Source organism: Amycolatopsis sp. NPDC045836 (genome assembly GCF_056431745.1).
On record NZ_JBWKKF010000014.1, the window covers coordinates 90,611 to 116,441 of the forward strand.

Here is a 25,831-nt window from a genome sequence, read left to right on the forward strand (position 1 = left end):
ACATCGATGTTCCATTCTCGTCAACCCGGATTCCGTTCCGGAACACCGCGTCGTACGGTGCGAGGATGAGCGAGGAGACCGGGGCCCGGGCACGCACCCGCCGGGCGATCCTGGACGCCGCGATCGCGGTGCTGAACAAGGACTACAGCGCGTCACTGGCGGACGTGGCGAACGCGGCCGGGGTCGGGCGGACCACCGTGCACCGCTACTTCCCGGAACGCTCGGACCTGCTCGAAGCCATCGGCACCGACGTGCTGGAGACCATCGAACTCGCCGCCGCCCGCGCCCGCCTCGACGAAGGCGACGCGCTCGAAGCGCTGGACCGGCTGTGCCAGGAGTACTTCGACCTCGGCGGGGTGCTGATGCTGCTGTTCAACCACCCCTCGCTGATCAGCGACGAAGCCTGGGAAGAGGAGAGCGAGGCCGACCGGGCGCTGAACCGGCTGATCGAACGCGGCCACGCCGACGGCGTCATCGACCCGTCGATGCCGGCGGCCTGGGTGAACAACGTGGTCTGGGCGCTGCTCTACGCCTCGTGGCAGCAGTGCGAAGCCGGCGATTCGAAGCACACCGCACTGGGCCTGTGCCTGCGGTCCCTGCGCAAGACCCTGGCCGCCTAGCCGGACCACCGGAAGCCGTAGGCCAGTCCGGGCAGCAGGCGGTGGAACTCGCCGCGGATTTCCGCGGTGGGGTCCGGCCGGACCGGTTCGCCGGTGACCACGGGATCGTCGAGATCGCGCTGGAAACCGCCGGTCACCCGCCAGACCGACGAGGGCAGCCGGTCGGGCCGGAACCGCACACGCAGGTCGAAATGGTCGCAGCGCTGTTTCGGCACGCACACGTAATGCGGCTGCGATTCGCTTTCCGCCAGGAATCGCAGCACAAAAACGTGTGACTCGCCCCGGCGCAACGGCGACGGCAACCGCAGGGCGAAACCGACGCGGTCGCTGGACTCCTTTTCCGTGCCGACGAGCCTGCCGCCGCTGAAGACGTCGATCCGCGGCCCGGCGGGCGCGGCGGTCACGGTGAAGGCCAGGCCGAGTTCACCGATGCCGTCCCGTTCGGCCACCACCCGCCGGATCTCGAAGGCTTCCGGCGCGGCGGACTCCAGGTTCACGAACGTCCGCAGTTCCTCGGTGTACCAGCCGGGGCCCGGTTCCTCCGGCGGGCTCGGCGCCGGCGGGGCGGGCGACCGGCTGTCCACCAGCTCCGCCAGGTGCACGATGCCGTCGTCGATCCGGCGCCGCACGGTGCGCCGGTCCCGGTGCAGTTCGTCCGCCGCGCGATCGATGCGCTCCTGGTAGAACGGCAGGCGCAGGCGCGGGTCCAGGGCGAAGGCGACCAGCAGCAGGCCGCCGAGGTCCTCGGGCAGTTCGGCGATCGCGGCCGCCAGCGTGGCGGTGACCTTGTCGCGGACCTCGGCCGGGCGGTCCCCCTCGCGCACCCCGCAGCAGCGCCGCAGCTCCGGCCCGATCCGCTCGCCGAGGGTGCCCGTGAGCACCCCGCGGCCCTTGCGCAGCGCCTTCAGCTCCTCGACGAGTGCGCTCACCGCGGTCGTTCTCCTTCCGGGTTCCGGCGGGTTCCAGATTGGCCGGGCCCGGCCCGGCACGCAAGCCCGCCCGGGTGTTTCCGTTTCCGGAAAAGCCGGGAAACAGGAAACCACTGCCGCCTCACCGGACCCGCCCCGATGCTGGATTTCGCAGGTACTCGATTCCGGAAAGGAGGAGAAATCCCGTGCAGACCCACTTCGTGCTGGAATTGCTGGCCGGCTGGCTGGCCGTGTTCACCGGTTGAAAGCTCGCGCCTTCCGCGACCGGGTCACCGGCAGCCCGTGCGCAGGCGCAGCACCCGGGTCAGGGCTTCCGCCACCCGGTCCGCGGGGAGTTCCCCGGAAGCCCTGGCCCGCTCCAGCCTGGTCAGAACCGGCCCCGGGGCGTCGTGGCCGGACCACAGGGCCAGGTCGGCGCCGGCGACCAGGGCGGCGAGCACCGCGTCGGGCAGGCGGTAGCGGTCGGCGATCGCGCGCATGGCGCCGAGGTCGTCGGTCATCGCGACGCCGTCGAAGTGGTAGTCCTGGCGCAGCAGCCGGTACGCGGCCGGGCTGAGCGTGGCCGGTGCTCCCCCGGTCAGGCCGGGCACGTCGAGGTGGCCGAGCATCACCGCGGGAGCCCCGCGCTGCACCAGGTTCGCGTACGGCAGCAGGTCCCCGGACTTCAGTTCGGCCAACGGCGGGGTGCGCACCAGCTCCTGGTGCGAATCGCCGTTCGCGCGGCCGTGGCCGGGGAAGTGCTTGAGCACCGGGATGACCCCGGCTTCGGCGAGACCGTCCGCGAACGCCCCGGCGTACCGCGTCGCCACCACCGGATCGGCGCCGTAGGACCGGTCGCCGATCACCGTGTCCGCCGCGGCCTCGCTGAGGTCGGCGACCGGGGCCAGGTTGACCGTCACCCCGCGTTGCTTCAGCTTCCGGCCGCGCTCGGCACCGAGCGCACGCACCTGCTCCGGCGTCGCCGACGCGGCGAGTTCGCGGGCGCTGGCCAGGTCGCCGTCGAGTTCGTCGATCCGCTGCACCCGGCCGCCTTCGTCGTCCACGGCGACCAGCAGGGGGTGCGGTGAAGCGGCGTGCACGGCGCTCAGCCGGTCGCCGGTGAGCACGCGGGTCGCGTTGCCGCCCAGGAAGATGCCGCCGACGTGCTCGTCGCGGACCACCTCGACCGCGTCCCGTTCGTCGGCCGGGTCCACCCCGACCACCAGCAGCTGAGCCAGCTGGTCGCGTTCGCTCATCCCGGCGGCGAGCCCGGCGCAGTCCGGCGCCTCGGAAAGCTCCGGAAGCTCCGGAAGCTCCGGTGAACCCGGTGGTGCGGGCGGGCGCTGCACCGGTGCCGCCACCGCCCGCCCCGGCTGGACCCGCGGCACCGCCGGCGCCGCGTGCGGCACGACGGCCACGATGACCGCGCAGACCGCCGCTCCCGCGCAGAGCGAGAGCAGCCAAGCTCTGGTACCGGCCGAACGCGTCATTTGCGGACCAGTGTATTTCCTTCGTACCCGCCGGTGTGCGCCAGCCGTTTGGCGTAGCAGTCGTCCTTGCCGATGCCCTGGCTCACGCACCAGCCGTTCGCCGCTTCCCCGGAGGCGAAGGTCTCCGGCACCACGGTGATCCAGAAGTCGGGGTGCTGGAAGCTGCTGAAGTCACCGGACCACAACAGCAGCGCCCGCGGATACCGCCGCTTGTGCTCCTGGTGGCCGGCCCAGATCTTGCGGTGGTCGTAGGTCACCCCGCGTGCCACCAGCCCCGGCTGCTTCGCCGAGAGCTGCGGCACCCAGTGACCCACCAGCGCGGAAACCTCGGCGCGATCCGCCTCCACCTGCCCGCGCAGCGAGGACAGCGCGGACTCCGGCGCGGGCTCGGTGACCGTGGTGGTGGACGGCCGGTCGGGCACGGTGTACTGCGGCGTGGCGTACTCCGTCGACGTCGCCGCGGGTGGCACGTAGACCGCGTAGCCCTCGGGTGCCTGCTGCGCCACGTTCGCCCGGCCCTGCCGGACGAGCACCGCGGTCAGCGTCACGAGCAGGCCGATCACCAGGGTGATCGCCACCGCGGTGAGCGACTTCACCCCGGCGGTCCACCCCGTCTCGTACGGCGGCGGATCGGGCCGCGGGTACCGCCACTGCTGCTGACCTCGCCAGTCATCCACCGGGAACCCCTCCGTTCGGGTACGACGCACGGAGGTAGTCGGCGGGCGAAAACCGGTGTTACGACACCGGAAACCGGGTACGTGCGGCTGTTTCCCACCGCGGTGCGAGCCACGTCACACCGAGTGCTGTCACAGACCGCCGGGCTGCGGTGTCGAAGAGGTGTATTCACCAACAACCCCGAAGGAGCACTTCGATGGAAGCCCGGCTCAACATGTTCGAGAACCCCGTCGTGGCCAAGGCCTTCAAGGGCATCATCGCGGCGGGCAAGGCGGTCAGGGACTCGTCGCTGCCCCACGAGATCGCGCACCTGGTGGAAATCCGCGCCAGCCAGATCAACGGCTGCGGGTTCTGCACCGACATGCACACCAAGGAGGCCGAGCACGCCGGGGAAACCTCGGTGCGGCTGAACCTGATCGCGAGCTGGCGCGAGGCCACGGTGTTCACCGAGGCCGAGCGCGCGGCGCTGGAGCTGACCGAAGAGGCCACCCGGATCGCCGACGCGGCGGGTGGCGTCTCGGACGAGGTCTGGGACAACGCGGCCAAGCACTTCGACGAGGAGCAGCTGGGCGCGCTGGTGATCAGCGTCTCGCTGATCAACGCGTTCAACCGCGCCAACGTGATGGTGCGCCAGCCCGCCGGTTCGTACCGGGTCGGCCAGTTCAGCTGAGCGGCAGGTTCGGCGAGCGGAAGACGCGGTCGTCCTCGGTGACCGCGAAGACCTCGCACCCCGGTTGCGCGGCGGCCCACTCCGGGCCGTCCGCGCCGAGGGCGAAGGCGGCGGTGGCGGTGGTGTCGGCGATGGTGAGCGTGTCGGCGACCACGGTGATGCTCTTCAGGCCGGTGGCCGGGGCGCCGGTCCGGCCGTCGAGGATGTGGTCGCCGCGTTCGTAGCGGCCCGAAGTGGCCACGGCGGCGTCCTGGACCGCCAGCACCGCGCACAGCTGGTCGATCCGCTCCGGGTGGCGGACGCCGACGCGCCACGGACCGCCCGCGGCCACCACGTCGCCACCGGCGTTGACGCAGAAGCGGCGGGCACCGGCGTCCATCAGGGCCTCGGCGGCCCGCTGCACCGCCCAGCCCTTGACCACCGCGCACGGGTCGAGGCCGCGGCCGGGCAGGCGCACGCTGAACGCGCCGCCGGTGCGCTCCTCGTATCGGCGGCACACCGCCAGCACCTCGATGAAGTCGTCGCTGAGCTCGGCCGGGGCGAGTTCGGCGCGGTTGAGCCTGCTCACCTCGCTGTCCTCGCGGAACGGGCTGAACCGCGCGTCGACCGCGCGCAGCCAGTCGAAGGCGTGGTCCACCGCGGGCCCGAGCGGGCTGGTGGTGGCGCGGATGTCGATCGAGATGGGGAAGCCCATGATGTGCTCGACCCGGCGTGGCTGCCCCAGCATCAGGCACCTTTCCCGTCGAGAGCCGCCTGCAGCGACTCGGCGTAGGCTTCACTGGTCATCGTCGCTCCCGAAACCGTGTCGATGTCCGCGCTCTGGGCGGTGAGGACTTCCTCCCGCAACACGGGTAACGCGCGCTGGGTCGGATTGGTGTCCGGCGCGCGCAGGACCTGCACCCCGGTAATGGTGCCACCGGTCAGCACCACCTGCACCTGAACGGTGCCGTGGCGGCCGGCGGCCACCTCGGTGCCGGTCAGCGTCCTGGTGTCCGCGGCACCCGCCTCGGCGGGTGCGCTGCCGGTGGCCGGAGCGGGTGCTTGCGCCACCACCACGGTCCCGGTGTGCGGGGTGGGCTCGTACTGCCACAGCCAGGCGAACCCACCGGCGGTGAGCAGCAGCACGGGAATGGTCTTCTTCATCTCTCTCCTCAACCGGCCAGGCTGAACCGCTCGGCGTGCACCTGCGCCGCGGGCAGGCCGAGTTCCTTGAGGCCGCGCAACGCGGCCTTGGTCATTCCGGGCGGACCGCAGACGAACACGTCCCGGTCGGTCACGTCGGGCACCAGCGCGGCCAGGTTCCGCGGCCCGAGCACCGGCCCGTCCGGACCGTCCTGATCGGACGGACCGGTGAGCAGCCGCAGCTCCGCGCCCCGGGTGCGGGCGATCGCGGTCAGCTCGGCGAGCAGCACGGCGTCGGCCGCCGACCGCACGCGGTAGAGCACCACCACGTGCCCGGCCACCTCCTCGAGCAGGGCGCGGATCGGGGTGATGCCGACCCCGCCGGCGATCAGCAGCGCGTTGCCGCGGGTCTGGTGCGCGGTGGTGAACGCGCCGTACGGCCCCTCGGCGAACACCCGGGTGCCGGGCCGCAGCCCGCGCAACCCGGCGCTGCCCCGGCCGACGGCCTTGGCGGTCAGCCGCAGCGACCGGCCGTCCGGCGCGGCGGACAGCGAGTACGGATTGGCCTGCCACCACCGGTCGCGCCTGAGGAAGCGCCACAGGAAGAACTGCCCGGCGCGCACCGGCAGCTCGTCCAGCTTCTCGCCGGTGATGTGGACCGACACCACCTCCGGTGACTCCGGGACCACCGCGGTGACCCGGAACCGGTGCTTGAGGTTGCGCCGCAGCGGCAGCACCACCCGGCCGGCGACCACCGCGGCCACCGCCGCGCCCCACAGCGTCCACCAGTACGCCCGCGCCGGGGCGGAGCCGACGAAGGTCTCGCCCACCGCGACCTGGTGGCCGAAGGCGAGCACCACGGCGAGATAGGTGTAGAGGTGGGTGAAGTGCCAGGTCTCGTAGGCCAGGCGCCGCCGCGCGTACCGGGCCGACAGGCCGCCGACCAGCAGGACCAGCACCAGCGCCACCACCGCGCGCAGCACGTCCTCCATCGTGGTGACCAGCGTGCCGAGCTGGTCGATCGGGCCGGTGCCCTCCACCGCGGCGTAACCGGAGACGATGAACACGGCGTGCCCGGTCAGCGTCCACAGCAGGCCGAAGCCGAGCAGGCGGTGCCACGAGGTCAGCCGGTCCATGCCGAGCCTGCGGTCCAGCCAGGGCAGCCGGGCGACCAGCAGCAGCTGGAAGGCCATCAGCAGGGCGCCGTAGAGCCCGGTGAGGCGCCCGAGCGAGACGAGCGCGTTGCTGGACGGCGCGGAGGCGGTGAACAACGCCGTGACCACCACGGCGTTCGCGGCGAGCAGGGCGGACAGCGCGAGCCCGGCGGTGGTCCGCGGGCGGAGGGCGGCACCGCGTTCGACGGCGGGCTGGCGGGCGGGTGACCCGGCGGTGGTGACTTCGGCCATGGGCCCAGCCTGTGCGGCGAAGCTGTGGGCTTCCTTTTCGCCACCTGTCGAGATCCTGTCGGTCGGGCGCCACGCCACCCCCGCGCCTCGCCAGCGGCGGCGGCGTGGCGCACCATGGCACCGTGAGCACGGTGAACGCGAACAACCCGGTGAAGCTGCTGGTCGTCGACGACGAACCGCACATCGCCGACCTGGTGGCGACGGTGGCGAAGTACGAGGGCTGGCAGGCCGTCACGGCGGGCAGCGGCGAGGCCGCGCTGCGTGAGGCCGCCGGGTTCCACCCCGACATCGTGGTGCTGGACGTGATGCTGCCCGACCTCAACGGGTTCACCGTGCTGGACCGGCTGCGCGAGGGCGGCACGATGGTGCCGGTGGTCTTCCTCACCGCGAAGGACGGCACCGCCGACCGGATCGCCGGGCTGACCAGGGGCGGCGACGACTACCTGGTCAAGCCGTTCTCGGTGGAGGAGCTGATGGCGCGGCTGCGGGCGGTGCTGCGCCGCAGCACCGGCCCGGCGTGGCAGCACTCGGTGCTGCGGGTGGCCGACCTGACCATGGACGAGGACACCCGCGAGGTCCGCCGCGGTGACCGGCTGATCACGCTCACGCCCACCGAGTACGAGCTGCTGCGGTACCTGATGCGCCGGTCGCCGGGCGTGCTGACCAAGGCGCAGATCCTCGACCACGTGTGGGAGTACGACTTCGGCGGCAAGTCCAACGTGGTGGAACTGGTCATCTCGCACCTGCGGCGGAAGCTGGACAGCGGGGCGGAGCCGTTGATCCACACCGTGCGCGGGGTCGGCTACGTGGTGCGCCAGGCGGCTCGGTGACCCGCTGGCTCGGCGCGTGGAACCGGCTCCGCCTCGGCACCCGGCTGGCGTTCGCGCTGGCCGCGCTCTCGCTGGTGGTCTTCGCCATCGTCGGCACGCTGACCGTCGGCATCATGCGGGACTACCTGCGGGACAAGCTCGACGACCAGCTGACCTCCAGTCAGCTCGACGAAAGCGAGAAGCTGCGCAAGTACCCGGCGAAGGACCCGACGCCGTTCTACTCGTGGTACTCGGTGGCCTTCGAGGTGCGGAACGGGACCGCGACCCCGCAGCCGGAGGACCGGCTGCCGCAGGACGTCGAGGACCTGGCCGGGGTGGCGCGGGACGCCACCGAGACCGAGGTGATCCGGACCGTGCACCTGCGCGGCGAGGGCGACTTCCGCGTCCGGGCCTGCCCGATCGACCGGGTCACCGGCACCGTGCTGGTCAGCGCGGCGCCCGAGGCCGAGCTGGACAGCACGGTGCAGCAGCTGATCGCGGTCGAGGTGGCCTCCTTCAGCCTGGCGCTGGCGATCCTGGTGATCACCGGCCGGATCGTGCTGCGCCGCGGCCTGCGCCCGCTCAGCGACATGACCGCCACCGCGCACGACATCACCACCCGCGACCTCACCGACTCACCGGACCTGCCGGTGCGCGCCACCGGCACCGGCGGCGGCGTCGAGGTGGACGAGCTGCGGACCGCGCTGAACACCATGCTCGCGCACATCGACTCGTCACTGGGTGCCCGGACCGCGGCCGAGCAGCGGCTGCGCCGGTTCATCGCGGACGCCTCCCACGAGCTGCGCACCCCGCTCACCTCGATCCGCGGTTACGCCGACCTGTTCCAGTACGCCGCGGCCAACGAACCCGCCGAGCGGGAGGCGCACCTGGGCAAGCTGCGGCAGGAGGCGGGCCGGATGAGCCTGCTGCTCGACGACCTGCTGCTGCTCGCCCGGCTCGACGACGCCGAGGCCGAGGCCCCGCTGCGGCGCGAGGAGCTGAACCTGGTGGACCTGGTCACCGCGGCCGCCGACGCCTTCCGCGCGGCCCACGGTGACCGCGAGCTGACCGTGGTGGTCGGCACCGACCCGATCACCCTGTTCGCCGATCCGCTGCGCCTGCGGCAGGTGCTGGACAACCTGCTGACCAACGCGGCCGTGCACACCCCGCCGGGCACCTCGGTGACCCTGGAGGCGCACGCGAGGGGCGCCGAGGCGGTGCTGGAGGTGGCCGACACCGGCCCCGGCATCCCGCCCGAGGACCAGGCCCGCATCTTCGACCGCTTCTACCGCGTCGACCGTTCGCGCGCGCGGCAGCGCGGTGGCAGCGGGCTGGGGTTGTCGGTGGTGCACTCACTGGTCACCGCGCACGGCGGTACCGTGGCACTGGCCAGCGGTCCGGGCCGGTGCCGGTTCACCGTCCGCCTGCCGAGGAACGAGGGACCCCGTTGATCGACCCGTCCGACGAGTTGCGCGCGTTCTGGGCCGAACGGCACTTCCCGACGCTGACCACCCTGCGCCCGGACGGGCTGCCGCACGTCGTGCCGGTGGGCGTGACGGTGGACGAGGACTTCTCGGTGGCCAGGGTGATCACCTTCCGGGCCAGCGTGAAGGCCCGCAACGTCCGCCCCGGCGACGTCCCGGCCGCCGTCAGCCAGGCCGACGGCCGCCGCTGGTCCACGCTGGAAGGCCGAGCCCGCCTCCTGACCGACCCGGACTCGGTGCGCGACGCGGAAGACCGCTACGCCGCGCGTTACCACCGACAGCCGCGCCCCAAGCCCGACCGGGTGGTCATCGAAATCCAGCTGATCCGGAACCTGGGCATGCGCTGATCCAGCCGGCGCGCACAGGCGCCGGAACGCCAGCGGAACCGGACGCCCCAAGCACCGGCAGGACCGGAGCGCCGAGCACTGACCACCCCAGGCACCGAAACGCCAGCAGTCCCCGGGCACCAAGGCACCGACAAAACCGGGTACCCCGAGCACCAACAAAAGCCGAGCGCCCAAAGCACCAGCGAACCCGGGCGCCAAAAGGCGAACCCCAAGCGCCAACAGGAACCGGCACCCTGACAGCAATAGAATGGGAACCAAGGCACCAAAGAATCAGGCACCTCGAGCGCCATGGACCCGCACCCAGTTCACCAGCAAAACCCGGACACCGAGCACGCACAACACCAGGGCACTGGCCGCGCCCGGACACCGAGCCGAAGCCCAGTCGGGCACCAACCACACCCACACACCAGAACAACAAGCCCCCGAACACCAACCACACCCAAACACCAGAACAGCAACCCACCCGGACACCAACCACACACCCAAACACCAGCACAGGAACCCACTCGGACACCAACCGCAGCCGGGCACCAAAGCCGAGAACCCACCCACACCCCCCTCCCACCCCGGCCCGAAGCCAAAAACACGGCGAAGGGCCTTTTGCCAAGGCATCTTTCCCGCCTTGACAAAAGGCCCTTCGCCGTAGTCAGAATCAAAAAAGGGGTGGTCACCCCGCGAACATAACCCGCCACTCCTCCAGCGACCGCGGCCGATACACAAAATTGTCCCGCCGCACCTCCGAAAGCGGCGAAGAAGGCGCCGCCGAATACTGGTGCCCCGGGTACACCACCGGATCCCCGGGCAAACCCGCCAGCCACTGCAAGCTGCGGTACATCGCATCCGCGTCACCGCCGGGGAAGTCGGTGCGGCCGCAACCCTCCAGGAACAGGGTGTCCCCGGAGACCAGGCGGTCCTCCCCGACCAGGAAGCACTGGCTGCCGGGGGTGTGCCCGGGCGTGTGCAGCAGCCGCACCGGGATGGAGCCGATCTCCACCAGGTCGTCGTGGTCGTGGCCGACCAGGTCCGAGTCCGAGACCCCGGTGACCCGCTTGACCCACTCCGCCTCGTCACCGTTGACGTGCACCGGGACCGGTGACAGCGCCAGCAGGTCGGACAGGCCGGGCAGCGAGAAGCCCATCATGTCGCCGCCGACGTGGTCGGGGTGGTGGTGGGTGACCAGCGCGCCGGTCAGCCGCATGCCGTCGGCGGCCAGCACGTCCAGCAGGTCCGCCACCCGGTAGGCGGGGTCGACCACCATCGCCGCACCGGTCTCCCGGTCACCGATCAGGTAGGCGAAGTTGACCATCTGGGTGGCCACCGGGTCCCCGACGGCGAAGTCCCGGCCCGAGAGCAGCTGGCGGAAGTACAGGCGATCCGGCATGCGCTCACCGTACTGGGGACCCGGCGTGCGCGTCCCCGTGCGGGGTGCCACACTTCCGCGCGTGGAGTACCAGCTCATCGCCGAAATCGTCCCGCCAGCCGACGCCGCCGAACTGGACGCGCTCCAGCGGCTGGGCGTGGCCACGCTGCTCGACGAGCAGCTCGACCAGCTCGCCGCCGTCGAGGGTCCAGACGGGGTGGAGATCGAACCGGTGGACCACAGCGTGGAGGTGGGGGCCTCCGGCGCGGTGATCACCTGGGCGCTCGACGCGCCCGCGCTGGTGCTCGCCGAGGACGGCGCCCGCCACGTGCTCGACGAGCTGCTCGACCGGACCCAGCTGCTCACCGACTGGACCGTGCGCCGCTGCGAGGTCTCGGCTTCCGACGAGGACCTCGCCGCCGCGTTCAGCGACGACGAGCCGGTCGAGATCGAGGACGAGGCCGAAGCCGGCGAGGAGCCGACCGAGGAGGAGCTGGCCGCCGCCCGCGCCCAGCTGCTCGCCAGCGCGAGCCAGCTCCGGGCGTTCGGCCTGGAGGCGTTCGGGCACGTGCCCGACGACCCCGAGTCGGTGCCCGCCGAGCAGGCCACCCTGGTGGCCGGTGCGTTCGTGCAGGGCATCGAGGTGCTCACCGACGAGCTGTTCCAGGACATCCAGGCGCTCGAAGAGGCCGAGGTGACCGCGGGCGAGCAGGACACCCTGTGGGTGCTCGACCAGTTGCCGGAGCGGTTCGCCGACCAGTACACCGCGTTGTTCGCCAAGCAGTTCCTGGTCAGCACCTCGATCCTGGGCTACCGGCTGTGCCAGCCCGGCTGGACCGCCCCGCAGAGCACCGCCGAGGCGCTGGGCCTGCACCTGATCAAGTCGGCCGCGGCCGTGCAGCTGGACCTGTCCGGGATCAGCGAGGAGCTGCCGCTGGAGCAGATCTTCGCCGCGTTCAACGAGCACGCCTTCGAGGACCTCGACCACGAACTGCTCTTCGAGGCCGAGACCGAGGACGGGGTCAAGGGCCTGGACTTCGCCGACTGGTTCACCCCGCGCCCGCACCTGGCCGAGACCGTGCACCCCTACCTGACCAGCACCGAGGACTGAACCCGGGCGGCCACCCGCGGCCTCACGCGGGTGGCACCTCCTTCCGGCTTTCGGTCACCACACCGCCCGAGAGCACCCGCAGGCGTTCCTTGGCGGGCACGTCCGCGCCGATCGCGTCCAGGCCGAGCAACGCCGCGCCGACCACCGGCGCCACGTCGACCACGCGGAACTCCGCGCGCGGTGCCACCTTGCGGCAGCGGCGTTCGATCTCGGCGATCACCGGCTCCCCCACCCCGGTCAGCACACCCCCGCCGAGGATCACCTCCGGCGTGCCCGCGGTCAGCCCCAGCCGTCGCAGGCTGACCCCGGCCAGCACGCTGACCTCCTCGACCAGCCGGTCCACCACCCCCTGCGCGATCTCGTCCCCGGTCGCGGCCACCTCGAACAGCACCGGGCACAGCGCGTGCAGCGCGTGGGCGGGCAGCCGGCCGAAGTGCAGGCGGTGCACCACCTCCACCACCGAATCGGCCTCGAAGTGCGCCAGCACCGCGGGCAGCAACCCGGTCCACGGGCCGCGGCCGTCCTCCGCGCGCACCGCCCACCACAGCGCTTCCTCGCCGAGGTGGGCGCCACCGCCCCAGTCGCCGGAGATCCGGCCCAGCGCGGGGAACCGGTGCACCCGGCCGTCCGGGCCGACCCCGACGCAGTTGATCCCGGCACCGCACACCACCGCCACCCCGGTTCCGCTGGAGGTGCCCGCCCGCAGCAACGCGAAGGTGTCGTTGCCGACGGCCAGCGACTGCGACCAGCCGCGGGCGGCCAGCGCGTCGTGCAGGATCTTCTCCTCCCGCGGGAGGTCCAGGCCGGCCAGGTAGGCCGAGGTGTGCACGCCGAACGGCCGGTCGGCGGCCAGCCCGGCCCCCGCCAGCGCGGTCAGCACCAGTCGTTCCAGCGTTTCGACGCAGGCGGTCACGCCCACGTTCTGCGGGGAGGCCCCGGGGCCGCGTGCTTCGCCGAGCACGTTCCCCTCGGCGTCGACGAGCAGCACGTCCGTTTTGCTGTTGCCGCCGTCGATCGCCACCACCAGCTCGGAGGTCATGCCTTGGCCCACGGCAGCAGGTCGCGGTTCTCCTGGATCAGCGCGTCCGCCAGCAGGTCGGCCTGGCGGTACTGGCCGATCAGCGGATGGGCGAGCAGCGCGCCGGCGACCCGCTCGCGGCCCCCGTGCAACGCCGCTTCCAGCGCCAGGTTCTCGTACGCGGTCACGTGCGCGATCAGCCCCGCGAGCATCGGCTCCACCGGCGCCACCGGCAGCGGCCTGGCCCCGTCGCCGTCCACTGTGGACGGCACTTCGATCACCGCGTCGTCGGGCAGGAACGGCAGCGTGCCGCCGTTGCGCACGTTGACCACGTGCTCCTCGGCCGGTCCGCCCCCGGTCAGCGCGTGCACCAGCTGCACCGCGGCTTCGGAGTAGAACGCCCCACCCCGCCGGGAAAGCTGCTCCGGCTTGGTCACCACCGACTCGTCCTGGTAGACCTTCAGCAGTTCGTTCTCCACCTCGGTCACCACGTCCGCGCGCGGCAGTTCGCTGCGCTGCTTTTCGACCACCTCGTCGTGCGAGTAGTAGTACTTCAGGTAGTACGACGGCACCACACCGAACCGGCGCAGCCAGTCCACCGGCATGCCCAGGTGCTCGGCGACGGCCTCGCCGTGCTGCTCGACCAGCTCCGGCAGCCGGTCGGTGACCGTGCCGTCGGCCCCGGTCACCCGCACCCCGCGTTCCCAGCTCAGGTGGTTCAGCCCGACGTGGTCCAGCCGCAGGCGTTCGTGCTCCACGCCCAGCAGTCCGGCGAAGGTGCGCTGCAGGTGGATGGCCACGTTGCACAACCCGACCGCGCGGTGCCCGTGGTCCAGCAGCGCCCTGGTGACGATGCCGACCGGATTGGTGAAGTCGACGATCCAGGTGTCCTCCCCCGCCACCGCGCGCACCCGGTCGGCGAGGTCGAGCACCAGCGGTACCGTGCGCAGCGCCTTCGCCAGCCCGCCCGCGCCGGTGGTCTCCTGCCCGACGCAGCCGCAGCGGTGCGGGAAGGTCTCGTCGGAGCGGCGGGCGGCCTGCCCGCCGACCCGCAGTTGCAGCAGCACCGCCGCCGCGCCGTCCACCCCGCGCTCCAGGTCGCCGGTGGTGCTGATCTTCGCCGGGTGCCCGGCGTGCGCCAGCAGCCGCGCGCTGAACTCGCCGACGATGTCCAGCCGGTGCGCGTCCGGGTCCACCAGCACGATCTCGTCGACGTCCAAAGTGGACCGTCTACCGGCGATGCCGTCGACCAACTCCGGCGTGTAGGTGGATCCCCCGCCGACCACTGTCAGTTTCAACCCTTGACTCCCGTGAACGTGATACCCCGGACGAACGACTTCTGGGCGAAGGCGAACAACACGATGACCGGCGCCATGATCAGCGCGGTGGCCGCCATGGTCAGGTTCCACTCCACGTGGTGCATGCCGCGGAACGACGCCAGCGCCAGTGACAGCGGCCAGCCGTCCCGGTTCTCGCCGGTGTAGAGCAGCGGGCCGAAGTAGTCGTTCCAGGTGAAGAGGAAGCAGAACATGGCGGTGGCCGCGATGCCCGGTTTCGCCATCGGCACCAGCACCCGGACCATCGCGGTGAACTCGGAGCAGCCGTCGATCTTGGCCGCCTCCAGGTAGTCACGCGGGATGGTGAGGAAGAACTGGCGCAGCAGGAACACGCTGAACGCGTCGAACAGGAAGTACGGCACGACCAGCGGCACCAGGCTGCCGGTGAAACCGAGGCGCACCCACAGGTCGTACAGTGGCACCACGACCACCTGCGGTGGCAGCATCATCGCGGCCACGACCAGCATGAAGCACAGGTTCTGCCCGCGCCAGCGCAGTTTCGCCAGCGCGTAGGCCGCCGGGATCGCCGAGAGCAGCATGCCCAGCGTGGCCAGCAGCGAGTAGGTCAGGCTGTTGACCAGGTAGTCCAGCAGCGGCACCTGGTCGAACACCTCGATGAAGTTCTCGAAGTGCCATTCGGCGGGCCACAGGCTCGCGGTCATCGCCTGGTCGCTGGCCATCACCGCGGTCAGCAGCACGAACACCACCGGCAGGGTGAACCCGATGCCGAGGGCCAGGCCGATCGCGTGCGCAGCCACCCACTGGAGCCGGCGGTCCCGCGACCGCCGCCGCCGCTCGGCCGGTTCGACCGGCCGTTCGCTCACCGCGACCATCACCCACCTCCCTCGACGGCGGAAGCCTTGCGCAGCTGGCGCACCAGGAGCCAGGTGAAGCCGAACGAGACCACGAACAGCAGCACCGCCATCGCCGCCGCGTAACCCATGTTGAAGTACCGGAAGCCCTGCACGTACAGCCAGACCGGGTAGGTCAGCGTCGAGTTCTGCGGCGCGCCGATGTACCTCGTGTTGCCCGCCACGTCGGAACTGCCCGAGGCCACCGCACTGGCCACCACCGCCTGGGTGAAGAACTGCAGCGCGAAGATGATCGAGTTGACCACGCCGAACAGCAGCACCGGCGAGATCGACGGCAGGGTCACGTGCCAGAACCGCCGCAGCGGCCCGGCGCCGTCGAGCTCGGCGGCCTCGTACTGCTCCTGCGGCACGTCCAGCAGCGCGGCCAGCACGATGATCATCAGCTCGCCGGAACCCCACAGCACCAGCAGGGTCAGCGCCGGTTTCGACATCGCCGGATCGTTGAACCACAGCCCGCCGTCGATGCCGAGCAGCCGCAGGAACCGGTTCACCGGGCCGAATTCCGGGTTGAACAGGAACACGAAGGCCAGCGTGGCGGCGGCGGGCGGGGCCAGTGCGGGCAGGTAGCACAGCGTGCGGATCAGCCCGACCCCGCGCTTGAGCCGCGCGATCACCGAGGCCACCCCGAGCGAGAAGATCACCCGCGTGACGGTCAGCACCACCACCAGCCACAGCGTGTTCCACGCCGCGGTGCCCACCAGCGGTTCGGTGGTGAACATCCGGGTGTAGTTGTCCAAGCCGATCCACTCCGGCGCGCTCACCAGGTCGTAGCGGGTGAACGAGTAGTACACCGTGGCGATCAGCGGATAGGCGAAGAAGATCGAGAAGCCGATCAGCGCCGGCGCCAGGAAGGCCAGCGCGGTCCAGCGGCGGCGGCCGTGGCCCGCCCGCCGCCGCTCGGGCGGGGCCGGGGGCCGCGTGACCGCGCGGCCGAGGGTGGCGGTCATCCCTCGCCGCCCTACTTCTGCGCCAGCTCGTCGTTGATCTGCGCGTCGACCTTCTTCAGGCCCTCCTCCAGGTTCGGCTCGTTGCCCGCCTGCCACCGCTCGGCGAAGTCGTTGACCGCCTTGAGGTGCGCGTCGCCGATCGGCGTGGTCGGGTTCGGCAGCAGCTTGCCGCTGGAGAACATGGTGAGGAACTCGCGGAACTGCTCGCTGACTTCCAGCCTCGGGTCCTTGAGCGCGGTTTCGGTGCTGGGCACGTTCTTCAGCCCGTTGCCCAGTTCCACCAGCGTGTCGGTGTCCAGCGACATCTGCTTGACCAGTTCCCACGACGCCCCGGGGTGCTTGGCGCCCTGGGGAATGGCGATGATGGTGCCGGTGGTGAAGGCGCCGCCGTAGCGGTCCGGCTTGCTGTCGAGCACCGGCGGCGGCGCGGTCCCGTAGTTCACCTCGGGCGCCTGGTCGGCCAGGAACGCGGTGCGGTACTCACCGTCGAGCATCATCGCGATCTTGCCGCGGTGGAAGGCGTGGTCGGCCGAGTACTGGTCACCGAGGCCCGACTTGAACTGCTCGACCTTCTGCGGTCCGCCGTAGGAGTCGATCAGCTGCTTCTGGAACTCGAACATCGCCTTCCACTCCTGGCTGGCGGCCAGGTTCGACTTGCCGTCGGCGCCCAGCCAGCGCGCGTCGAAGTTCGGCGCCCAGATCTGCGCCTGGTTCGAGTAGTGCGGCATGGACGGCAGGAAACCGGCGACCTTGATCGAGCCGTCCGGGTTGAACTGGGTCAGCCGCTTGGACACCTCCAGCAGTTCGCTGGTGGTCTTCGGCGGCTGGGTCACCCCGGCCGCGGCGAAGAGGTCCTTGTTGTAGTAGAAGCCGTAGACGTCGGCGAGCATCGGCATGGCGCACCGCTTGCCCTCGAACTCGGTGTAGCTGCGCACCGCCTCCGGGATCACGTTCAGGTCGACCCGGTCGCGTTCGAGGTACGGCCCGAGGTCGATGAAGCTGCCGGTGGAGCACCAGGCGCCGAGGTTGTCGGTGAAGAACGAGATGGCCACGTCCGGCGGATTGCCCCCGCGGATGGACTGGGTGAGCTTGTCGTCGTCCTGGTTGCCCTCGTGCTTGATCTGGATGTTCGGGAACCTGGTCTTCAGCTTTTCCAGTCCCTTGGTCACCACGTCGTACTCGCGCGAGGTGAACTTGCTGTAGACGGTCAGCGTCAGCGCCTCGTCCCGGCTTGGCGCCGCCCCGATCTCACCGCCGCCCGCCGGTCCGCTCGCCGCTGGGGAACAGGCGGTGAGCAGGGAAACCGACGCGATTCCGAGAAGCAGCTTGAACGCCCGCATAGGCACTCCTTGGGTGGGGGATGGCTGTTTTCAGGAGATCGGGACGGCCGCCGCCGGAGCGAGGCCGAACAACTGCTCGCGCACCACCGCCAGCGCCGAGTGCAGCGCGCCGGCGCGCACCGCGTTGCCCGGCACCGAGGCCAGGCCGACCGGCGTGCGCGGCACCACCAGCCGGTGCAGTTCCCCGGCGACCAGCCCGGTCAGCGCGGTGCCCCCGGCCCGGCTGACCTCACCGCACAGCAGCACGGTTTCCGGGTCCACCACGCTGACCACGTTGGCCACCCCGAGCGCCACCCGGCGCGCGAACGCGGCCAGGAACGCCTCGCCCCGCTGTCCACTCCGGACGGCGTGGCCCACGGCGGCCCAGCCGGTCGGTTCGTCGATGCCGTGCTCGGCGGCCAGCGCGACGATGGCGGGTGAGTCGACCAGGTCGCCGAACCGGCCGCCATCGGCCCCGTCGGCGCCGGGGACGCGCAGCCAGTCGAACTCACCACCACCGCCGGAAGCCCCGCGCAGCAGGCGCCTGCCGACGACCACCGCGCCACCGACGCCTTCGCTGAGCCAGACCAGCACGAAGTCCCGCAGTTCGGCGGCCTCGCCGGAGATCATCTCCTCCAGCGCCACCAGGTTCACGTCGTTCTCGATGGTCACGCCGACCCCGAGCGCCTCGGACAGCCTGCCCGGCAGGTCGAACCCGGACCAGCCGGGCAGGTGCGGCGCGGATTCCAGGTGCCCGCTGGTCGGGTTGACCGCGCCCTGCGCGCCGATCACCACGTGCTTGAGGTCTTCGAGCGCCAGGCCCGCGCTCGCCGCGGCGGCGATGGTGGCCTCGCGGAAGGCGGCGGCCACGTCGGCACCGGCGTCGACCGGCAGGGGTGCGCTGTGCTCGGCGCGCACCTTGCCGGTGACGTCGGCGATGGCGAACTCGGCGGCGTGCGGGGTCAGGTCGACCGCGGCCACGTGCGCCACCGCGCCGTTGACCGACCACAGCTGGGCCCGCGGCCCGCGGCTGCCGCCGCGCACGCCGTCCTTGACCACGATCCCGTCCTGCTCCAGCCTGCTCAGCAGCTGGGCGGTGGCCGGTTTGGACAGGCCGATCACGTACTCCAGGTCCGACCGGGTCAGCGGTCCTTCCCGCAGCAAGGTGTCGATCGCGGCGCGGTCGTTGATCTCGCGCAGCAGCCGTGGGCTTCCTGCTCGCACTGGACAGCTCCCCTGAAATTATCTGTTAACTTTCCAGACGGTTTCCGTCAGCGTAGTGAGCCAGGACACACCCGTCAACGGTTCCGCCGAAGTTGGTATGAACCACCTTCCGGCGGATTCGGCAGGCCACCCGCGACTGGTACGAGATTCCCATGCGCTTCAACAAGATCGTCGCCGCGTTCGCCCTCGTCCCCGCCCTCCTGCTGAGCACCGCCACCACCGCCGGGGCCACCGGCCCCTGGCGGAAGATCGGCTCCGACGTCGCCCGCCCGCTCGACGAGAGCCAGGGCCTGGCCACCGTCGAGCGTCCCGGTGGCACGACCATCCGCTACACCGGCATCGGCACCATCCCGCCGAACCTGGCCGCCCGCGGCTGGAACCACGTCGGGGACCCCGGCACCGCCAGGGGTTACTACATCGAGCCGTACCAGCGCGACGACCGCGGTGCGAAGCTGTTCCGCGTGCAGGCCCCGGACGGTTCGTGGGCGGAATACCAGCACGCGCTGGAATCCTGGGAGGCCAACAACAACTCGTTCGCCGCGGTCTCCCCCGACGGCGCGTGGATGGTGGCGGGCGAATGGGGCACGATGGACCGGCTCCTGGTGCACCCCACGCCCGGCCTGGTCGCGAAGAACCCGGCGGAGAACCTGCCGTACGCCTTCGCCATCCGCCTCGACCGGCCGGTGCGGGACATCCAGGGCTGCGACTTCGTCACCGCCACCCAGCTGCTCTGCTCGTCCAACGATCCCGCGGGCTCGCTGTTCGGCATCACCAAGCCGCTGCTGCAGGTGGATCTCGCCGGGGCGCTGAACGGCTCGGACGTGACCGGCCGGGTCAGCGCGCTGGGTCAGCTGCCGCTGGAAAGCGGCTGCTCCGGGGAGTTCGAGACCGAGGGCATCGACTTCGACGAACGCGACGGCACGCTGCGGGTGGTGGTGCTCTCCCCGAGCATCTGCGTCGCCTTCGACAGCAAGACCTGGCGCTTCCGCCGCTGAGCTAGCGTTCGGTGACCCGGCCCCCGGCGACTTCGAGGCGCCGGGTCACCGCCACCGCGTCCAGCATCCGGCGGTCGTGCGTGACCAGCAGCAGCGTGCCCGGATAGGTGGCCAGCGCGGACTCCAGCTGCTCGATGGCGGGCAGGTCGAGGTGGTTGGTCGGCTCGTCGAGCACCAGCAGGTTCACCCCGCGGGCCTGCAACAGGGCGAGCGCCGCGCGGGTGCGCTCCCCCGGGGACAGGGTGACCGCCGGGCGCAGCACGTGCACCGCCTTCAGCCCGAACTTCGCCAGCAGCGTGCGGATCTCGGCGGGGACCAGTTCCGGCACCTCGGCGGCGAACGCGTCGAGCAGGGTTTCCTCGCCGAAGAACAGCTTGCGGGCCTGGTCCACCTCGCCGACCACCACGCCGGAGCCGAGCGAGCACTGCCCCTCGTCCGGTTCGATCCGGCCGAGCAGCGCGGCGAGCAGCGTCGACTTGCCGGACCCGTTCGCGCCGGTGATCGCCACCCGGTCGGCCCAGTCGAGCTGCAGGTCCACCGGGCCGAGGGTGAACTCGCCCCGGCGCACCACGGCCGCCCGCGCGGTGGCCACCACCGCACCGGACCGGGGTGCCGCGGCGATCTCCATCCGCAGCTCCCACTCCTTGCGGGGCTCCTCCACCACGTCGAGGCGCTGGAGCAGGCGCTCGGTCTGCTTGACCTTCGACGCCTGCTTCTCGGTGGCGTCGGCGCGGAACTTCCTGGCCATCTTGTCGCCGTCGGTGGCCTTGCGGCGGGCGTTGCGCACGCCCTTGTCCATCCAGTTGCGCTGGGTGCGGGCCCGCGATTCGAGTGACGCGCGGGTGTCGGCGTACTCCTCGTACTCCTCACGCGCGTGCCGGCGAGCGATCGCGCGTTCCTCCAGATAGGACTCGTAGCCGCCGCCGTAGGTGTTCACCTGCTGCTGGGCGAGGTCCAGTTCGACCACGCGGGTGACCGTCCTGGCCAGGAACTCGCGGTCGTGGCTGACCAGCACGGTGCCCGCGCGCAAGCCGCCGACGAACTTCTCCAGCCGGTCGAGGCCGTCGAGGTCCAGGTCGTTCGTCGGCTCGTCGAGCAGGAAGATGTCGTAGCGGCTGAGCAGCAGCGACGCCATGCCCGCGCGGGCGGCCTGCCCGCCGGACAACGCCGTCATCTCCTGCTCCAGCCCGACGTCGAGGCCCAGCTCGGCGACCACCTCGGCGGCCCGGTCGGCCAGGTCGGCACCACCGAGCGCGAGCCAGCGGTCCAGGGCGACGGCGTACGCGTCGTCCGAACCCGGCTCGCCCTCGGTGAGCGCGGTGGTCGCGTCGTCGAGCGCCCGCTGCGCCTCGGCGACGCCGGTGCGGCGGGCCAGGAACTCGCCCACCGTCTCCCCCGCCCGGCGCTCGGGTTCCTGCGGCAGGTGCCCGACCGTGGCGGTCGGCGGGTTCAGCCGGATCGTGCTGTGCTCGGCGGGCACCAGCCCGGCCAGTGCCCGCAGCAGGGTGGACTTGCCCGCGCCGTTGGCGCCGACCAGCCCCACCACGTCCCCGGGGGCGACCACCAGGTCCAGCCCGGAGAACAGCACGCGTTCCCCGAACCCCGCACCCAGTTCCTTCACGACGAGTGTTGCGCTCATAAGGGAACCGATGCTAGCCGCTGCCGCGGCGTAACCTGCGGAGCGTCCTGCCGCCGCCACCCCGTGAGGAACCCGCCCGGATGCCCGATGGCCCGCACACCCTGATCGACGCCCACGTCCTGCTCATCCGGGACGGGGACATCCTGCTCACCCAGCGGCGCGGCAGCTACGGCGACGGCAGGTGGCACCTGCCCTCCGGCAAGCTCGACTCCGGCGAGTCCCTGCCCGCCGCGGCCGTCCGCGAAGCCGCCGAGGAGGTCGGGGTGCGCATCGACCCCGCCGACCTGCGTCACGTGCACACCCTCCACGCCACCGGCGCCGGCCGGTGGCCACGCCTCGGGGTCTTCTTCGCCACCCACCACTGGACCGGCGAACCCCGCAACCTCGAACCCGACAAGTGCTACGCCGTCGCCTGGTACCCGCTCGACGCCCTGCCCGGCGATGTGATCCCCTACTCGCTCGCCGGCATCCGGGCGTTCACCAGCAGCGTTTCGTTCGGCACCTTGGGGTGGCCGGTCTGAGAGGTCCCGACAGGGTGATCGCGGGGTGGTCGGCTGCCTCCTGACCGGCGCCGGGCTGATCTCGCGACGCCATCGACGGATCCCAGGTGCGGACGCTGAACGGGGGCCGGGTCCAGCCCGGTCGATCGAGCCCGCGGCGGCTCCCCACGCCCGGTGCTCACCGACGGCGGTGACTCTTCCACCGGCGGCCACGTTGACCGGCGGGCCACGACGACCTCAACCGCCCGCACCGTTGCTCGAGGCCATCCCGCGCGAGCGGCGTGGACCACCACGGCACGCGCCCGGCCGCACCTACAACTTCGACAAGCAACGCCCTGCGAGCTGAGAGCTCCGATCTCGCTAGCTGTCAAGCAGCGACGGGTTCGGTGTGGTGCGCGGGTTCGCCGAAGGCTTTGATCGGGTCGTAGGTCTGCCCTGTGTGGAGGCAGTGGTAGAGCTGGCCGAGCATGCGGTTGAACAGGTGGCGCAGGGCGGCGGCGTGGCGGTCGCCGCGGGCACGGCGTCGGTCGTAGTGGTCCTTGGTCGGGGTATGGCGGCGAAGGCCCAGACGAAGCCGACTGCGTTGAGGCGGTCGTTTTGACGAGGCGGCCGGTGCTGGCGATGCCGCGTCCGGAGGCTCTGGTCACCGGTGCTGAATCGGCGTAGGCCTTGAGCGCGCGGGCGTCGGCGAAGCGGGCGCGGTCGTCGCCGATCTCGGCCAGGAGCCGTGCGCCGCTGAGTTCGCCCATGCCGGGAAAGCTGGTGATCACCTCGTGGTCAGGGTGCGGCTGGAACGCGGCGATGGCTGCCTGGCCGAGTTGCTCGGCGTTGTCACATTCGGTGTTGAGCGTCGCCAGCAGCGCGACAGCCTGGCCCCCAACGCTTCCTCGATGAGCGGAAGCTGCCGCAGCTGCGGAACCCGGAACGCCTGGTGGAGTTCGGCCGCCAGCGCGTTGATGCCGCGCTGGCGGCCGGCTCGCCGCAATGCGGTCGCGATCCGGGCCGGCGTGAACTTGGCGGCGGCCGCCGGTGTCGGGGCTAGCGCGAGCAGTTGACGGGCTTCGGGTCCGGCGAGGTCGGTAGCGCCGCCGCGGTGGAATGCGGCGAGGAAGCCCGGGTAGTACTCGCGCAGCAGAGACCGCAGTTCTTGCCAGGCCCTGGTGCGACGCCAGACCGCGTCCTGGGCGGCGCGGGCCAGGACCGCGACCGCGCGGGCGAGCTCCGTGTCGGCGGGCAGCTGACGGTGAGCGTGAGCGTCGGTGCACAGGATGTTGGCCAGGACCATCGCGTCGGCGTGGTCGGACTTCTTGCGGGAGACGGTGTCGTTCCCGGTAGCGTGCGACGGTCATCGGGTTGATTGCGTAGATCGCCCGCCCGGTTTCCCGCAACGCGGCGACGAGCAGCCCGCGCGGGGTCTCGATCGCGACCGGGATCGGGTCCTCGCGGCTGTCGCCGGCGTCGGCCAGCATGGCCGTCAGTTCGGCGAAACCGTCGGTGGACTCGGCGATGCGGCGTTTGGCCACCAGCTTGCCCTCAGCATCGACCAGGGCGACGTCGTGGTGGCGCTCGGCCCAGTCGATGCCGCAGAACACGATTGCCCACTTGCTCTCCTTGCTCACCTGTTCGGACTGGTCAGAGTCCCTGGCGAGAACGTGCTGCGCCCTGATAACGAGGCTCTGTGGCCTTCCCTCCGGTTGAGCCGCTCACGATCCCAGCGATCCGCACGACTCCGGTCTTGATGCCAGAGCTCCCGGGCTCTCGAGAAGCAAGGTGCAGGCCGTGCGGACGGGGCTCGAACCACGAGCGACATCCTTGATCAGCGGGCGTGGCGGCGGCCCCGGACGGGTGTGGTCCGCCGGTCTCGATGAAGGACTCCAGGTCCATGGTCAGAACAAGGCGTCCCGTCCGGGCCACCACCGGTCGTGTTCCGCCGCGGCACGGTCTTAGCTGGAGGGCTCCAGGCCCCAGGTATCGCCAGGCGTCGGCGGAACGCGAGCTGAAGAGCGAGCCCGAACCGCGCAGAGATCCTGATCAGCTTCGGGCTCGTTCGCGTGTTATCAGGGCATCATCTCTCGCGGATCGCTCGCTGCGGCACCGAGCACGGGTCCGGCCTCGCAAGCTACCGCTGGATGGTCGAGCGCACCGTGTTCCTGCGGCAGGGGTGCCGCCGCCCACGCACCCCGCCGGGACCTCCACAAAGCTTCCGCGGCCTGCTGGCGCCGACTCGAACTCACTTCGCCAGGACCGCCGACGCAGGCGCTCAGCGGATCGGGTGCTCGTACACCTCCGCGAAGGCGTGCTCCCGCGTCTGCCGCTGCTCGTCGGTCAGTCCGGCGAACGCGGACTTGTCGGCACCGCAGCCGACATCGCGGGCCGGGCGCGTGCCGTCCACCAGGAAGCGCGTCACCAGGTTGTTCACGCAGGCGTTCGCCGACAGGTAGGAACCGTGCCCGCCCTGGTCCGCCGTCACCAGTTTGGCGCGGTCACCCAGCGCCCGGCGCATGTCGCGGGCACCGACCAGTGGCGTCGCCGGGTCCCGCCGGTTCTGCACCAGCAGCACATTGGACGGTCCGTCGTCGGTGATCCGCACCGGCGGCTCCACCGGTTCGGCCGCCCAGAACGCACACGGCCAGATGTTCCCCGAGGCGGCACCGAACATCGGGTACCGCTTGCGGTCCTGCTCGACGTTGCGCTGGTACGTGCCGACCGCTTCCGGCCAGTCGTGGTCACCGCAGACCACATACAGCTGCGACGACAGCAGGTTCGCGAAGTCCGGTGCGGCGGCCTGCGCGGTGGCCGGTGCTCCGGCGCGGTCCAGCAGCTGCCACTGCTGGGCGAGCACCGGGAAGTTGGCGTCCCCGTAGAGCGAGCCGAAGGTCAGGTGGCGGAACAACGCGCCGTCGACGCCGAGCACCGGCTCCGCGTCGAGCTTCGCCGCCAGGTCGAAGTACTTCGCCTTGACCTCACGCGGATTCCGGCCCAGTTCGTAGGTGCCGTGGCGGTCGGCCGCCCACCTGGCGAAGTCGGGGAACCGGTCCTCCATGCCCTGTCCCATGTTCCGCGCACCGGTGAGGTCGAGGCCACCCGTACCGGTCACGCTGTCGAGCACGAAGCGATCGGTGCGGTCCGGGAAGAGGGTGGCGTAGACCGCGCCGAGGTAACTGCCGTACGAACCACCGAAGTAGGAGATCCTCGGTTCACCGAGGGCCTCCCGGATGCGGTCCATGTCGCGGGCGGTGTTCGCCGTGGTGGTGAACGGCAACCGCGCACCGGACGCGGATCCGGCGCACTGCTGCGCCAGCCCCTGCGCCACCTGCGCCCTGGCCACGACGTCGGCGGCGTCCTTCGCGTACGGCGGAACGTTGCTGACCAGCTGCTCGGGCCGCAGGTCGCAGGTGACCGGGGTGCTCTGGCCCACCCCACGCGGGTCGAAACCGATCAGGTCGTAGGTGTCGAGCACGCTCGCGGGCAACCCGGCCGAAACCAGGCCCATCGGCATGTCCAGGCCGGGACCGCCGGGACCGCCCGGGTTCAGCAGCAGAACTCCGCGCCGCTGCCGGGGATTCGCGCTGGGCAGCTTGGAGATCGCCAGCTCGATCTGCGTGCCCTCCGGATCGCGGTGGTCCAGCGGCACGGTCAGCTCGGCGCACAGCAGCGGGCTCGCCTCCGCACACGGTGTCCACTGTGGACCCTGCTGGGCCTGCGCCGCCGGTGCGAGCACCAGCACCGAAACCACTGCGGCAGCGGCCGCCAAGGACCTTCGCATCACGCCCCCAGAATCGTCGGCAACGAGGTTGGGCCCAGCCTAGGAAGCGGGGCACCCGCGCACATCCGCCTGAAGTCTGAGCGGGCCTACAACCAAAGTCGCTCCGCACGACTGGGTGGTGGGGGGGGGGGGGGGGGGGGGGGGGGGGGGGGAGGGGAAAAACCACCCACAACAAAACAAAAAAAACACACACACAAATACCCTCCCACCCC

At 71.3% G+C, this 25,831-nt stretch carries 23 protein-coding genes and 1 pseudogene; 8 read left to right on the forward strand and 16 right to left on the reverse strand.

What is annotated here, in order from left to right; translation table 11 throughout:
* The first annotated feature begins 65 nt into the window (after window positions 1–65).
* Window positions 66–620, forward strand: a complete 555-nt coding sequence (locus tag AC07EG_RS26040) for a TetR/AcrR family transcriptional regulator (RefSeq protein ID WP_478255797.1) — start codon at window positions 66–68, stop codon at window positions 618–620.
* On the opposite strand, the gene AC07EG_RS26045 is transcribed toward AC07EG_RS26040, so the two are convergent.
* From AC07EG_RS26045 to AC07EG_RS26055, 3 genes are all read right to left on the reverse strand, one after another.
* Window positions 617–1,549: a hypothetical protein gene (locus AC07EG_RS26045; RefSeq protein WP_478255798.1), complete on the reverse strand. Its 933-nt coding sequence runs from the start codon at window positions 1,547–1,549 to the stop codon at window positions 617–619. The genes AC07EG_RS26040 and AC07EG_RS26045 overlap by 4 nt on opposite strands.
* Window positions 1,550–1,818: 269 nt before the next feature.
* A complete protein-coding gene (locus AC07EG_RS26050; RefSeq protein WP_478255799.1) occupies window positions 1,819–3,018 on the reverse strand; it encodes a glycoside hydrolase family 3 N-terminal domain-containing protein in 1,200 nt (399 codons plus the stop codon).
* The gene (locus AC07EG_RS26055) at window positions 3,015–3,695 is read right to left on the reverse strand and encodes a zinc ribbon domain-containing protein (RefSeq protein ID WP_478255800.1); all 681 of its coding nucleotides are present in this window, start codon (window positions 3,693–3,695) and stop codon (window positions 3,015–3,017) included. The genes AC07EG_RS26050 and AC07EG_RS26055 overlap by 4 nt, the downstream gene beginning before the upstream one ends.
* A gap of 194 nt (window positions 3,696–3,889) precedes the next feature.
* Here AC07EG_RS26055 and AC07EG_RS26060 point away from each other — a divergent pair, with 194 nt between their 5' ends.
* Complete coding sequence (locus tag AC07EG_RS26060; protein ID WP_478255801.1) at window positions 3,890–4,363, forward strand: carboxymuconolactone decarboxylase family protein; 474 nt, start codon at window positions 3,890–3,892, stop codon at window positions 4,361–4,363.
* On the opposite strand, the gene AC07EG_RS26065 is transcribed toward AC07EG_RS26060, so the two are convergent.
* The 3 genes from AC07EG_RS26065 to AC07EG_RS26075 are packed head-to-tail and all read right to left on the reverse strand — an operon-like array spanning window position 4,356 to window position 6,891.
* Window positions 4,356–5,090, reverse strand: coding sequence for an FAD:protein FMN transferase (locus tag AC07EG_RS26065; RefSeq protein ID WP_478255802.1), 735 nt, complete (start codon window positions 5,088–5,090; stop codon window positions 4,356–4,358). The genes AC07EG_RS26060 and AC07EG_RS26065 overlap by 8 nt on opposite strands.
* Window positions 5,090–5,506 (reverse strand): FMN-binding protein, encoded by a 417-nt coding sequence (locus AC07EG_RS26070; protein WP_478255803.1) that lies wholly within the window; start codon window positions 5,504–5,506, stop codon window positions 5,090–5,092. Before AC07EG_RS26070 ends, AC07EG_RS26065 begins: the two co-directional genes overlap by 1 nt.
* Window positions 5,507–5,514: 8 nt before the next feature.
* Window positions 5,515–6,891, reverse strand: a complete 1,377-nt coding sequence (locus AC07EG_RS26075; RefSeq protein ID WP_478255804.1) for a ferredoxin reductase family protein — start codon at window positions 6,889–6,891, stop codon at window positions 5,515–5,517.
* Between the two features lie 131 nt (window positions 6,892–7,022).
* Here AC07EG_RS26075 and AC07EG_RS26080 point away from each other — a divergent pair, with 131 nt between their 5' ends.
* Genes AC07EG_RS26080 through AC07EG_RS26090 form a run of 3 tightly spaced genes read left to right on the forward strand, consistent with a single transcriptional unit; the run spans window position 7,023 to window position 9,531 of the window.
* A complete protein-coding gene (locus tag AC07EG_RS26080; RefSeq protein WP_478255951.1) occupies window positions 7,023–7,721 on the forward strand; it encodes a response regulator transcription factor in 699 nt (232 codons plus the stop codon).
* Window positions 7,718–9,151: a sensor histidine kinase gene (locus tag AC07EG_RS26085; protein WP_478255805.1), complete on the forward strand. Its 1,434-nt coding sequence runs from the start codon at window positions 7,718–7,720 to the stop codon at window positions 9,149–9,151. The genes AC07EG_RS26080 and AC07EG_RS26085 overlap by 4 nt, the downstream gene beginning before the upstream one ends.
* Window positions 9,151–9,531: a TIGR03618 family F420-dependent PPOX class oxidoreductase gene (locus AC07EG_RS26090; protein WP_478255952.1), complete on the forward strand. Its 381-nt coding sequence runs from the start codon at window positions 9,151–9,153 to the stop codon at window positions 9,529–9,531. The genes AC07EG_RS26085 and AC07EG_RS26090 overlap by 1 nt, the downstream gene beginning before the upstream one ends.
* Window positions 9,532–10,198: 667 nt before the next feature.
* Here AC07EG_RS26090 and AC07EG_RS26095 read toward each other — a convergent pair.
* Window positions 10,199–10,912, reverse strand: a complete 714-nt coding sequence (locus AC07EG_RS26095) for an MBL fold metallo-hydrolase (RefSeq protein ID WP_478255806.1) — start codon at window positions 10,910–10,912, stop codon at window positions 10,199–10,201.
* A 61-nt stretch (window positions 10,913–10,973) separates the two neighbouring features.
* Here AC07EG_RS26095 and AC07EG_RS26100 point away from each other — a divergent pair, with 61 nt between their 5' ends.
* On the forward strand, window positions 10,974–12,002 hold the full coding sequence (locus AC07EG_RS26100; RefSeq protein ID WP_478255807.1) for a hypothetical protein: 1,029 nt from the start codon (window positions 10,974–10,976) through the stop codon (window positions 12,000–12,002).
* A gap of 22 nt (window positions 12,003–12,024) precedes the next feature.
* Here the strand turns inward: AC07EG_RS26100 and AC07EG_RS26105 are convergent, their stop codons facing one another.
* Genes AC07EG_RS26105 through AC07EG_RS26130 form a run of 6 tightly spaced genes read right to left on the reverse strand, consistent with a single transcriptional unit; the run spans window position 12,025 to window position 18,698 of the window.
* Window positions 12,025–13,041 carry an N-acetylglucosamine kinase gene (locus AC07EG_RS26105; RefSeq protein ID WP_478255808.1) on the reverse strand — a complete coding sequence of 339 codons (1,017 nt, stop codon included), beginning with the start codon at window positions 13,039–13,041 and terminating at the stop codon, window positions 12,025–12,027.
* Window positions 13,038–14,318 (reverse strand): 6-phospho-beta-glucosidase, encoded by a 1,281-nt coding sequence (locus AC07EG_RS26110; RefSeq protein WP_478255809.1) that lies wholly within the window; start codon window positions 14,316–14,318, stop codon window positions 13,038–13,040. The genes AC07EG_RS26105 and AC07EG_RS26110 overlap by 4 nt, the downstream gene beginning before the upstream one ends.
* Window positions 14,315–15,190, reverse strand: coding sequence for a carbohydrate ABC transporter permease (locus AC07EG_RS26115; RefSeq protein WP_478255810.1), 876 nt, complete (start codon window positions 15,188–15,190; stop codon window positions 14,315–14,317). The genes AC07EG_RS26110 and AC07EG_RS26115 overlap by 4 nt, the downstream gene beginning before the upstream one ends.
* Window positions 15,190–16,176, reverse strand: a complete 987-nt coding sequence (locus tag AC07EG_RS26120) for a carbohydrate ABC transporter permease (RefSeq protein ID WP_478255811.1) — start codon at window positions 16,174–16,176, stop codon at window positions 15,190–15,192. The genes AC07EG_RS26115 and AC07EG_RS26120 overlap by 1 nt, the downstream gene beginning before the upstream one ends.
* Before the next feature lie 11 nt (window positions 16,177–16,187).
* Complete coding sequence (locus AC07EG_RS26125) at window positions 16,188–17,516, reverse strand: extracellular solute-binding protein (RefSeq protein ID WP_478255812.1); 1,329 nt, start codon at window positions 17,514–17,516, stop codon at window positions 16,188–16,190.
* A 30-nt stretch (window positions 17,517–17,546) separates the two neighbouring features.
* A complete protein-coding gene (locus AC07EG_RS26130) occupies window positions 17,547–18,698 on the reverse strand; it encodes an ROK family transcriptional regulator (RefSeq protein ID WP_478255953.1) in 1,152 nt (383 codons plus the stop codon).
* Between the two features lie 173 nt (window positions 18,699–18,871).
* On the opposite strand from AC07EG_RS26130, the gene AC07EG_RS26135 reads away from it, so the two are divergent.
* Entirely contained in the window at window positions 18,872–19,714 is an 843-nt protein-coding gene (locus AC07EG_RS26135; RefSeq protein WP_478255813.1) for a hypothetical protein, read from the forward strand.
* A gap of 1 nt (window position 19,715) precedes the next feature.
* On the opposite strand, the gene AC07EG_RS26140 is transcribed toward AC07EG_RS26135, so the two are convergent.
* Window positions 19,716–21,353, reverse strand: a complete 1,638-nt coding sequence (locus tag AC07EG_RS26140; RefSeq protein WP_478255814.1) for an ABC-F family ATP-binding cassette domain-containing protein — start codon at window positions 21,351–21,353, stop codon at window positions 19,716–19,718.
* 80 nt (window positions 21,354–21,433) lie between these two features.
* Between AC07EG_RS26140 and AC07EG_RS26145 the strand changes: the two genes are divergently transcribed.
* Window positions 21,434–21,874 (forward strand): NUDIX domain-containing protein, encoded by a 441-nt coding sequence (locus AC07EG_RS26145; RefSeq protein ID WP_478255815.1) that lies wholly within the window; start codon window positions 21,434–21,436, stop codon window positions 21,872–21,874.
* Between the two features lie 346 nt (window positions 21,875–22,220).
* Here AC07EG_RS26145 and AC07EG_RS26150 read toward each other — a convergent pair.
* Window positions 22,221–23,448: pseudogene (locus tag AC07EG_RS26150) on the reverse strand (IS110 family RNA-guided transposase).
* A gap of 665 nt (window positions 23,449–24,113) precedes the next feature.
* Window positions 24,114–25,619 (reverse strand): alpha/beta hydrolase, encoded by a 1,506-nt coding sequence (locus tag AC07EG_RS26155; RefSeq protein ID WP_478255816.1) that lies wholly within the window; start codon window positions 25,617–25,619, stop codon window positions 24,114–24,116.
* Window positions 25,620–25,831: the final 212 nt, after the last annotated feature.